This window comes from Methylibium sp. T29 (assembly GCF_000576205.1).
Lineage (GTDB): Bacteria > Pseudomonadota > Gammaproteobacteria > Burkholderiales > Burkholderiaceae_C > Methylibium > Methylibium petroleiphilum.
Genome location: NZ_AZND01000371.1, coordinates 1 through 2,578, shown reverse-complemented (window position 1 = coordinate 2,578; position 2,578 = coordinate 1). Strand labels below are relative to the sequence as shown.

Below are 2,578 nucleotides of genomic sequence, written 5' to 3'. Positions count from 1 at the left end.
CCGCAGCCGCAGCACGCGGGGCGCCGGCCGACGGGCGCTGCGCCAGCGTCCAGGCGAAGGCGGCCCCTGCGGCGACCAGCACCACGGCCCCCCCCAACAGCGTCGTTCTTTTCATGTCACTGCGATCTCGGGCAAAGGCGAAAGTTGCCACGCGCACTTGAGCCCGGCGTGAAGGACTGTGAACTTGCGTGAAGCCACCGCGACCATGACGGCCGGCGATCGGCCGACCCGGAGTGTCGCCGCCCCAGCGGCCCCCTGCCCGCGCTCGGTCATGCGGGAGGGGCGGCTCCAGCGGCTTGCCATAATCGATCGATGCAACCCGGCCCGCCCTCCACCCCGCCGTCCCGCGAGGCCCTGGCCCCGCACGCGCCGCTCAGCGCCTACTATGGAGACGAAGCCGATCACCAGCGCTTCCTGCGCCGCATTTTCGACGACACCGCACCGGACTACGAGCGCATCGAGCGCATCCTGGCCCTGGGCTCCGGCCCCTGGTACCGACGGCGCGCGCTGGAGCGGGCCGGACTCGCCACCGGCGCGCAGGTGCTGGACGTCGGCATCGGGACCGGCATGGTCGCGCGCGAGGCGCTGCGCCTGATCGGTCCGGGCGGCCGGCTGGTCGGCGTCGATCCCAGCCCCGGCATGATGGGCGAGGTGCATCTGCCCGGCGTCGAGTTGCGGCAGGGCCGCGCGGAGGCCCTGCCCTGCGACGATGCCAGCGCCGATTTCCTCAGCCTCGGCTACGCGCTGCGGCACATCGCCGACGTGTCGGCCGCGTTCTCCGAGTTCCACCGCGCCCTGCGGCCCGGTGGGCGGTTGCTGCTTCTCGAGATCACGCGTCCGGTCGGGCGTATCCCCACCTCGCTGCTGCGCGGCTACATGCGTGCGGTGGTGCCGTTGATCGCCCGCGCCGTCGGGCGCCGCAGCGACACTGCCGAGCTGTGGCGCTACTACTGGGACACCATCGAAGCCTGCATCTCGCCGGACTCGGTGATGGAGGCGCTGCGGGCCGCGGGCTTCGAGCATGTGCAGCGCCATGTCGAGCTCGGCATCTTCTCCGAGTACACGGCCGTCAAGCCGGCCCGGAACTGAACCCATGAATTCCGCTGCATCCTCCTCCGACACGGCGCCCTCCTCCTGCGACGTGCTGGTGATCGGCGGCGGCCCGGCCGGCTCCTCCATCGCGGCCCTGCTGGCCAAACAGGGCCGCGACGTCGTGCTGCTGGAGAAGGCCCACCACCCGCGCTTTCACATCGGCGAGTCGCTGCTGCCGGCCAACGTCGCGCTGTTCGAGCGGCTCGGCGTGCGCGACCAGGTCGAGAAGATCGGCATGCCCAAGTGGGGCATCGAGTTCGTGTCGCCCGAGCACGAGCACCGCAGTTACCTCGAGTTCGCCGACCAATGGGACAAGCGCCAGCCTATGCCTGGCAGGTGCGCCGCTCCGAGCTGGATGAACTGCTGTTCCGCCATGCGGCGGCGTCCGGCGCCAGGTCCCTGGAAGGCTGCCGCGTGCGCGACGTGAGCTTCGACGCCGACGGCGCCACCGTGCAGGCCACGCTGGACGACGGCGCCGCGCGCCGCTGGCGCGCCCGCTTCGTGGTCGACGCCTCCGGGCGCGACACCTTCATCGCGAACAAGCTGCGCTGCAAGGAAAAGAACCCGGCGCACAACAGCTCGGCGCTGTTCGGCCACTACACCGGCGCGCGTCGGCTGCCGGGTGTGAAGGAAGGCAACATCAGCATCATGTGGTTCGCCCACGGCTGGTTCTGGTTCATCCCGCTGGCCGACGGAACCACCAGCGTCGGCGCCGTGTGCTGGCCCTACTACCTGAAGCAGCGCGACAAGCCGTTGAAGGATTTCTTCGACGACACCATCGCGTTGTGCCCCGAACTGGCCGACCGCCTGAAGGACGCCACGCTGGTGGGCGGCGACGTGCACGCGACCGGCAACTTCTCGTACTGCGCCACCCACTGCAGCGGCGAACGCTACCTGCTGCTCGGCGATGCCTTCACCTTCATCGACCCGATGTTCTCGTCCGGGGTCTACCTTGCGATGCACAGCGCCTTCGACGGCGCCGAGGTGGTGGCGACCTGCCTGGACCGCCCCGCCGAGGCCGCGGCAGCCCGCCGCCGCTTCGAGGCGACGATGCGCAAGGGCCCGCGCGAGTACTCGTGGTTCATCTTCCGCGTCACCAACCCGACCATCCGCGAGATGTTCATGTACCCGGCGAACCCGCTGCGCGTGAAAGAAGCGCTGCTGTCGCTGCTGGCCGGTGACATCTACGGCAAGACGCCGATCTGGCCGTCGCTGTGGGCCATGAAGGGCATCTACTACCTCATCTCGCTGCGCAGCCTGCGCCGCACCATCGGCGGCTGGCGGCGGCATCGCCGCAACATCCAGGACATGGGCCCGCTGCGCGGCGAGAACATCCTCGAGGCGCAGTGACGGTGCCGGCTGCCCTTCCCTCGCCCCATCTGAGCGTCCAACGTCTCACGCCGTCGCAGTGGTCGGCGCTCGCCGCCGGCGCGACGCCGCCGCTGGGCGCACTCGGCTACGGCATGGCCGCCGCACCCGGCCTGGC

General features: G+C 70.5%; 1 protein-coding gene and 1 pseudogene. Both read left to right on the top strand.

What is annotated here, in order from left to right:
- The first annotated feature begins 312 nt into the window (after positions 1 to 312).
- The gene (locus x551_RS20995; RefSeq protein WP_036233012.1) at positions 313 to 1,089 is read left to right on the top strand and encodes a class I SAM-dependent methyltransferase; all 777 of its coding nucleotides are present in this window, start codon (positions 313 to 315) and stop codon (positions 1,087 to 1,089) included.
- 4 nt (positions 1,090 to 1,093) lie between these two features.
- Positions 1,094 to 2,442: pseudogene (locus x551_RS20990) on the top strand (NAD(P)/FAD-dependent oxidoreductase).
- The last annotated feature ends 136 nt before the right edge of the window (positions 2,443 to 2,578 follow it).